The sequence below is a fragment of the Luteococcus sp. genome (assembly GCF_043424415.1).
Taxonomy (GTDB): Bacteria; Actinomycetota; Actinomycetes; order Propionibacteriales; family Propionibacteriaceae; genus Luteococcus.
Genome location: NZ_JBHWOO010000207.1, coordinates 1 through 7,691 on the forward strand (window position 1 = coordinate 1; position 7,691 = coordinate 7,691).

7 protein-coding genes and 1 pseudogene are annotated in these 7,691 nt (G+C 69.1%); 6 read left to right on the forward strand and 2 right to left on the reverse strand.

From position 1 onward, the window contains the following. The 6 genes and pseudogenes from ACHFFZ_RS11935 to ACHFFZ_RS11960 all read left to right on the forward strand — a co-directional run. The coding region (locus tag ACHFFZ_RS11935) for an HAD-IC family P-type ATPase (protein ID WP_394276835.1) at positions 1 to 829 on the forward strand (829 nt) is incomplete at its 5' end. Positions 830 to 1,106: 277 nt separating this feature from the next. Further along, positions 1,107 to 1,671 (forward strand): annotated as a pseudogene (locus ACHFFZ_RS11940) (TlpA family protein disulfide reductase). A gap of 108 nt (positions 1,672 to 1,779) precedes the next feature. Beyond that, entirely contained in the window at positions 1,780 to 3,030 is a 1,251-nt protein-coding gene (locus tag ACHFFZ_RS11945; RefSeq protein WP_257479163.1) for an NRAMP family divalent metal transporter, read from the forward strand. Between the two features lie 153 nt (positions 3,031 to 3,183). Then, entirely contained in the window at positions 3,184 to 3,492 is a 309-nt protein-coding gene (locus tag ACHFFZ_RS11950) for a glutaredoxin family protein (protein ID WP_025402402.1), read from the forward strand. Then, positions 3,489 to 4,436 carry a cytochrome c biogenesis CcdA family protein gene (locus ACHFFZ_RS11955; protein ID WP_224209229.1) on the forward strand — a complete coding sequence of 316 codons (948 nt, stop codon included), beginning with the start codon at positions 3,489 to 3,491 and terminating at the stop codon, positions 4,434 to 4,436. Before ACHFFZ_RS11950 ends, ACHFFZ_RS11955 begins: the two co-directional genes overlap by 4 nt. Further along, the gene (locus ACHFFZ_RS11960; protein WP_025402400.1) at positions 4,433 to 5,062 is read left to right on the forward strand and encodes a peroxiredoxin; all 630 of its coding nucleotides are present in this window, start codon (positions 4,433 to 4,435) and stop codon (positions 5,060 to 5,062) included. The genes ACHFFZ_RS11955 and ACHFFZ_RS11960 overlap by 4 nt, the downstream gene beginning before the upstream one ends. Positions 5,063 to 5,447: 385 nt before the next feature. Here ACHFFZ_RS11960 and ACHFFZ_RS11965 read toward each other — a convergent pair whose 3' ends face one another. Both ACHFFZ_RS11965 and ACHFFZ_RS11970 read right to left on the reverse strand, forming a co-directional pair. Continuing rightward, positions 5,448 to 6,638 (reverse strand): IS30 family transposase, encoded by a 1,191-nt coding sequence (locus ACHFFZ_RS11965; RefSeq protein WP_394276837.1) that lies wholly within the window; start codon positions 6,636 to 6,638, stop codon positions 5,448 to 5,450. Beyond that, positions 6,523 to 7,395, reverse strand: a complete 873-nt coding sequence (locus ACHFFZ_RS11970) for a DDE-type integrase/transposase/recombinase (RefSeq protein ID WP_394276836.1) — start codon at positions 7,393 to 7,395, stop codon at positions 6,523 to 6,525. Before ACHFFZ_RS11970 ends, ACHFFZ_RS11965 begins: the two co-directional genes overlap by 116 nt. Positions 7,396 to 7,691: the final 296 nt, after the last annotated feature.

Below are 7,691 nucleotides of genomic sequence, written 5' to 3' on the forward strand. Positions count from 1 at the left end.
AATGTCCGAGCACCCGCTGGCGCGGGCCGTGGTCGACGCCGCCCGCGAGGCGGGCCGGCCGGTGGCTGCGGCCGTCGACTTCGCCGCCTTCCCCGGCGGCGGGGTCAGCGCCACCGTGGACGGCCACCACGTGGTCGTCGGAAGCCCCGCCTTCCTCGACACCCAGGCCATCGACACCCACGCCCTGGCCCCCGTGGTGGAGGCCTACCGCCGCCGCGGCGCCACCGCCATCGTCGTGGCCGTCGACGACCGGCCCGCCAGCGTGCTGGCCATCGCCGACCCCCTCAAGCCGACCACCGCCGGCGCGATCGAGGACCTGCGACGCCGCGGCATGAGGGTCGTCATGCTCACCGGCGACAACGCCACCACCGCACGGGCCATCGCCGACGAGCTGCACATCGACGAGGTGATCGCCGACGTGCTGCCCGACCAGAAACACGGTCACGTGCAGGCGCTGCAGGCCCAGGGCCACAAGGTCGCCATGGCCGGTGACGGCGTCAACGACGCGCCCGCCCTTGCCGCGGCCGACGTGGGCGTGGCCATGGGAACCGGCACCGACGTGGCCATCGAGAGCTCCGACGTGACCCTGCTCGGCGGCGACCTGGCCGCCCTGGTCAAGGCCCGCGACCTGTCGGTCGACACGATGCGCAACATCCGCCAGAACCTGGTGTTCGCGTTCATCTACAACGTGGCCGGCATCCCGCTGGCCGCCGGGGTGCTGTACCCCGCCTTCGGATGGCTCCTGTCGCCCATCATCGCGGCAGCAGCCATGGCCCTCAGCTCGGTCAGCGTGATCACCAACTCGCTGCGCTTGCGTCATCACCGCTGACCGACCCCCCAGGCTGGGGCCCCCGTCCACCGGGCGGGGGCCCCAGCTGTGCGTCCAGCCAAACGAAGACTTGAGCGAACCTTGACCGTCACGGCAGTCCCGCCACAACCTGCGCCGGCCACAGTGGGGCCATGAGCACCTTGCACCACGCCCCCGCCCCGGGCCCATCGGGCATGGCGCCGGCCGGATGCGGACGGCGGAACGACCTCCACGCCGGGTTCGGCCAGTGCGTCCCCACCACGGGGACGACGCGATGAGCGGCCTGACGCGCCGTGCGCTGTCCGGCCGCGCGTCGCTCGCCCTGTCCGGGGCCGGGGCGGCGGCCGCGCTCGCGGGCTGCTCCTCCAGCACCGGTGTGAGGGCCGAGGACGGTTTCGACGCCGGGGACGGCACCGTCACCCTCGTCGACCCCGCCCAGCGCACGCCGCTGCCCAGCCTGTCGGGCACCACCCTGGACGGCAACCCGCTCGACCTGTCCCAGTACAAAGGAAAGGTCATCGTGCTCAACGTGTGGGGCTCCTGGTGCCCGCCGTGCCGGCACGAGGCCCCGCAACTGGTCGCGGCGTCAGCGAAGACCACGGGAGTGGCGCAGTTCGTCGGTATCGACACCCGCGACACCAACAAGGCCGCCGCGCAGGCGTTCGTCCGCAACGCGAGGATCGGCTACCCGAGCCTGTACGACCCCGACGGTGCGCTGCTGCTGCGGCTGCGGTCCGTGCCGCCGAAGGCGATCCCCAGCACCCTGGTCGTCGACCGGCAGGGACGCCGCCGCGCGGGTGCTCGGGGAGGTGCGTGCCACCACGTTGGTGGCCATGGTCCACGATGTCGCGGCGGGCAGGTGACGCCGCTCGACGTCCAGGCAGCGCTCTTGGCAGCCCAGTACGGGACGCCCATCTGAGGACGGGGCGCCATTGCTTGCTATTTAGGTAAGGCTTACCTAACTTGTTCTCATGAGCGCTGCTGCCCTGCCTTCCGCCCGGGTCCGCTCACGGGGGCGCCTGTCCGCGCTGTGGGGGCCGGGCCTGATCGTCATGCTCGCCGACACCGATGCTGGATGCCTGATCACCGCGGCCCAGTCCGGCGCGCAGTGGGGGTACGCGATGGTGCTGCCCCAGATCGCCCTGATCCCCATCCTGTTCATGGTCCAGGAGATCACCGTCCGACTTGGTGTGGTCACCGGCAAAGGGCACGGCACCCTCATCCGTGAGCACTTCGGCACGGGATGGGCATGGTTCTCCGGCGCCACCTTGTTCATCTCGGCGATCGGCGCCCTGCTGACGGAGTTCGTCGGCGTGGCCGGCGTGGGTGAACTGTTCGGCATCCCCCGCACCGTCACGATTCCCGTGGCGACCGCTGCACTGGTGGGAGTCTGTTTCACGCGCGGGTACGCGCGGGTGGAGCGGATCGGGATCGTCGTCGGGCTGGGGGAGCTGGCCTTCATCCCGGCGATGCTGCTGGCCCACCCGCGCTGGTCGGACCTGTCCCACGGCCTGCGCCAGTTCCCGGTGCACCATGCGTCCTACCTGTTCCTGCTGGCCGCCAACATCGGTGCCGTGGTGATGCCGTGGATGATCTTCTACCAGCAGAGCGCGATCGTGGACAAGGGCCTGCGGCGCGACCAGCTGGCGGATGAGCGTCGGGACACCGCTGTCGGGTCCGTGTTGACCCAGGTGATCATGATCGTCGTGGTGGTCGCCTTCGCTGCCACCGTGTTCACCACGCGGCGAGGCGCCCCGCTCAACAGCGTGGCGGACCTCGCGCATGGCCTGGCGCCGGCGACGGGTACCGGTGTCGCCGATGTGCTGGTGGGGGTTGCGGTGCTGGGCGGCGCGCTCGTGGCTGCACTCGTGGTGTCCCTGGCCGGGTCGTGGGGGCTGGCCGAGGTGCTGCGGTGGCGGCACAGCCTCAACGAATCCCTCAACCGGGGCAACTGGAAGTTCTACGCCGTCTACATCCTCGCCCACGTGGTCGGGGCTGTGCTGGTGCTCGCCAGCGTCGACCTCGTCAGTCTTGCGGTGGACGTCGAGGTGATGAACGCGCTGCTGCTGCCCGTCACGCTGACCTTCCTGCTGCTGCTCGAGGCGAAGGCGCTGCCCGCAGAACACCGCATGCACGGCCCCTATCGCTGGGTGTGCACTGGGCTTTCCGTCGTCGTGATCGGTTTCGGGCTGTACATGATCCCCCAGGCACTGGGCTGGTGAGCCGCCGAACGCGCGGCTCGTCCCCCTCGACCGGTCCACTGCGCTGGCGCTGACGACACCACGTGGTGGAGCACCGGATGGCCGGCGTGGGATTGAGCAAACCTTGACCGTCGCGGCAGGGCCGCCGCAACATGCGGCGACGAGTGTGGAGCCGTGAAAACGTTGTTGAACGCGCCGGGCACGACCGGCGCCCCCACCCCGGCCCCGTTGGACGTGACGCTGGTCAGCGCACCGGGCTGCCACCTGTGCGAGGACGCCCGCGGCGAGTTGGGCCGCCGCGCCACCGCCGGGCAGGTCGCGGTGCGCGAGGTCGACGCGGAGTCCGACGAGGGCCTCGACCTGGTCACCCGCCACCGCCCGGCCCTCTTCCCGCTGGTCTTGGTCGATGGCGAGTTCTTCAGCGCCGGCAGGCTGCCGCGCCGCAAGCTCGACAAGCTCACCAGTAGCGCCGGGCGGCGATGATGGGAACCGACCTGCTCGCCACCGGCAGCATCCTGGCCGCCTTCTTCGCCGGCATGGTCGCACTGTTCGCGCCCTGCTGCATCGTGTTCCTCGCGCCCTCCTACCTCGCCGCGGCAGTCAAGAACAACCGCTGGCGGCTGCTGCCGCTGACCTTCGTGTTCGCTGCCGGGCTCGCCGTCGTGCTGGTGCCGATCACCCTGGGCGTCAGCCTCATCTCCGGCGCCATCGCCAAGTACCACCAGCCGCTCTACTGGGCCGGTGGGCTGCTGATGATCGGCCTCGGCGTCCTGGCCCTGTCCGGGCGGATGTGGTCGATGCCGTCCATGCTGCGCGCCCCAGCCACCGGCCGCGGCGACTCGGCCACCTTCTTCAGCCTCGGCGTGTTCTCCGGCATCGCCTCCAGCTGCTGCGCCCCCGTCCTGGCCGGAGTCATGACCCTCTCGGCCCTGTCCAGCAATCCTGTCGGTGGGCTGATGCTGGGGCTGGCGTTCGTGTTCGGCATGGTCATCCCGCTGTTCGTGATGGCGCTGGTGTGGGACGCCGCGAACCTCAGCCAGCGCCGCTGGGGCAAGGCGCATCCCCTCCACCTGCGCATGGCCGGACGCGACATCCACACCACCAGCATCAACCTCCTCGTCGCCGTCGCCTTCTGGGTGATGGGCATCTGGGTCATCGTCCTCGCCCAGGCAAGGACAATGACCGGCCCCGGCAACTGGTTCCAGCGTGCCGCCGGCGCCTGGGTCAGCGACACCGCCCGCCGGATCCTCACCGTGCTCGCACCCATCCCCGACCCGGTCCTCGGCCTGGCGCTGCTCGCCGTCGCCGCCGCGTTCGTCTGGTTCACGCTGCGCGAGCGGCGCCACGACACGCACACCCCCACCGGTTCCGCGGACCACGCCCACTGCCACGACCAGCACCACACCAACGTCAGGACACCCGCATGAGCACCACGCGCAACCCCCGCACCAGCAGCCGCCGCGAACAGCTGCACCAGCAACAACACGCCGATGCGCTGGCCCAGGCCAAACGGCGCCGCACCCGCCGGCTGCTCGGAGCACTCGCCGCCGTGATCGCGGTCGTCATCATCGGCCTCGGCCTGTGGAGCGCGCGACCGAAGAACGGCGCAACCAGCGGCACCGCACCCCAGTTCAGCCTGACCACCACCGCCGGAACCACGGTGTCCCTGTCCGACTACAGGGGCAGGCCCGTACTGCTGTACTTCAACGAGGGAGCAGGCTGCGGAGCCTGCACCCAGCAGATGGCCACGATCGAGAAGGACCCGGCCTTCCAGAAGTCCGGCATCACCGTGTTACCCATCGTCATGAACACCAAGGCCCAGATCCAGCCCGACCTCGACACCTACGGCGTCAAGACCCCCTACCTGCTCGACGACGGCACCGTCTCCAAGGCCTACGACACCTTGGGCAAAGGCATGCACGCCGACCTGCCCGGCCACGGCTTCGTCCTCATCGACAAGTCGGGCAACAAGGTCTGGCAGGGCGACTACCCCTCCATGTGGATCGACCCCCACGACCTCCTGACCACCGCCAAGAGCCACCTCAGCAACTGACCGCCCAACCAGACCATCCGACCGCGGGGCCGGCGTGCACGCTCTACCCGGCCCCGCCGGTCACACGCCTGGACACCGCGGTTCGGGTCTGGGGAGACGGCCGTGGTGGTTGGCCATCCTGCGTCATGCGCCGTCCCCGCACTGGGCCTCTTTCGGTCATTTCCCGACGATGCCCGACAGTGAGCGCGCGAGCCCTCAACGCTGTGACGCCACTGTCGGACGCGACCGCCGCGAGGGGGCGGCCCCTGCCGGACGGCACCAAGTTTCATCGACTTGACCAGTAGAGCCGCCATGCGATTGGAGGGTTGGTGTACGGCTCCCACACTTGAGGGCGACGAGCTCAACTCTCATTTTGGTGCCCCGAGTGCTGGCGCACTCGGCAGGTTCAATCGGTCGTTGCAACACCGGCTTCTTCTAGGGATCGTAGTTGTTCTTCGAAGACTTCGGCCGGGGTCTTCCATCCAAGGGTCTTGCGGGGGCGGTTGTTGAGGGTATGGGCGACGGCTTCCAGATCGTCAGCCGACCAGCGGGACAGGTCGGTGCCCTTGGGGAAGTACTGGCGCAGCAGCCCGTTGGTGTTCTCGTTGGTGGGCCGCTGCCATGGGCTGTGGGGGTCAGCGAAGTAGACCTTCGTGCCGGTCTCCAGGGCGAAGGTGGCGTGGGCGGACAGTTCTTTTCCGCGGTCCCAGGTGATGGTCTTGCGCAGCTGCTGCGGCAGGGCGGTGATCGACGCGGCCAGGGCGGTGTTCATCGCGGTCGCGCCGTAGCCGCCCAGGGATGGTCCGTTCTTGACCGGCGGGGTCTGGCCCCAGCCCTCCAAGCGCGGGAGGTGGACCAGGATCGTGGCGCGGCTGTGCCTCTCGACCAGGGTGCCGATCGCGGAGCGGCCGGTGCCGATGATCAAGTCGCCTTCCCAATGGCCGGGAACCGCCCGATCAGCGGCCTCGGCGGGCCGTTCGCTGATCACGACATCGGCCGTGACATGCCCTTGGGGCTTGTTCCTCGAACGCTCACGCGGCGAGCGCAGAGCTCTGCCGGTGCGCAGGCAGGCCACCAGTTCCCGCTTGAGCGCTCCGCGGCCCTCGATGAACAAGGCTTGGTAGATGGCCTCGTGACTGATCCGCATGGACTCATCATGGGGGAACTCGACAGCCAGCCGGCCACTGATCTGTTCTGGGCTCCAGGCCTTCGACCAGCGCCGGTCAGCGCGGTGGGGCTTGTTCAACCCTTTCCAGACTGGCGTGTCAGGGCCGTCGACTGTGGTGCCGTCTGGCCGGGCGACCTTGCCAGCGAGCCGGTCCTGGACATAGTCACGCAGCTGCTGGTTGGTGACCATCTTCGCGGTCTTGGGACGTTTCGCGGCCTCTTGGGCCTTCCACTGGGCCACCGTCGCCCGATACTCCCGTGTGCCGCCACGGGTGGCGGCGTTGCGGCGCAGCTCACGACTGATCGTGCCAGGATCACGACCGATCGCCCGGGCGATGGCGCGAACCCCGTTGCCCTGAGCCTTCAGGATCGCGATCTCCTCCCGCTCCTCGAAGGACAGGTAGCGGCCACTCGGCTCGGCCAGACTGATCGGCGGCATGCCCCCAGCGTGACGAAACCAGCGCGACCCGACGGGAACCGACACGCCGACCGCGATCGCCGCCTCCGCCGTCGTGACACCCGTGGCGATCACCCGCCAGAACTCCCGCTGGACAACCCGGGACGGCTGCGGCCTGCCCGGAGAGAACATCAAGGGTCGCAACGCCCTGTCCGCGCGCCACTGTCGCCGCAAACCCTCCGGCGTCTCGCTGGTCTTCATCGACCAATGAACCCTGCCCATCACCAATACCTTCCAGATCAAGGTGTTGCGACGACCAGTTGAATCCGCCTTGCGACCCGGCGTCCGAGTGATGCACCAACTCGGTCAGGTCGGGACCTTCGCGTTGACGGGTCCAGATCGCCTGTTCGAGCGCGTCCAGGACGAGCTGGGTGCTCATCGTGGTGCCCGAACGCCAGCCCACGATCCTGCGGGCGTACGCGTCGGTGACGAACGCGACGTAGACCCATCCCAGCCACGTCGAGACATGCGTGATGTCGGCCACCCGCAACCGGTTCGGAGTCAACGGCGCGAACCGGCGACTGACCAGGTCATCCGGCCGTTCGGCGGCAGGATCAGCGATGGTCGTGCGTTTCACCTTTCCCCGCCGAAAACCTTCCAGGCCCGCCTGGCGCATGAGACGCTCATCGGCGCAGCGCGCGACCGGGATGGCTTCGCGGTTGAGTTGCAGCCAGACCTTGCGGGCCCCGTAGACGCCGAAGTTGGCTTGCTGGGGAGCTTGTCGCGCCACTCGTAGTACGTCGATGGGGCGATCTCGACGCCATGCTCGCTGAGCACCTGGCAGATCGGCTCGACACCCCACCGCAACCCATCCACCTCACGCCGCTCGGCGTGCTCGCGGATGAAGTCGACGATCACTGACCTGGCCGGTCGAGCTCGGCCGCAAAGAAAGGCTTGATATGTAGGTGATCCTGACCCCGGTGGAACAGCGCGGCGACGCGGCGGTGACGATGGTGGTGTCGTCGAGCGGCTGGGGGCCGGTCATGGATGGGTTCGTGCCGAAGCTGGTTTTCGTGGAGGGGCAGC

Bases quoted from the DNA above. Each gene is read 5' to 3' on its own strand.
- ACHFFZ_RS11955 (WP_224209229.1), top strand. From the start codon at position 3,489: ATGATGGGAACCGACCTGCTCGCCACCGGCAGCATCCTGGCCGCCTTC.
- ACHFFZ_RS11945 (WP_257479163.1), top strand. From the start codon at position 1,780: ATGAGCGCTGCTGCCCTGCCTTCCGCCCGGGTCCGCTCACGGGGGCGC.
- ACHFFZ_RS11960 (WP_025402400.1), top strand. From the start codon at position 4,433: ATGAGCACCACGCGCAACCCCCGCACCAGCAGCCGCCGCGAACAGCTG.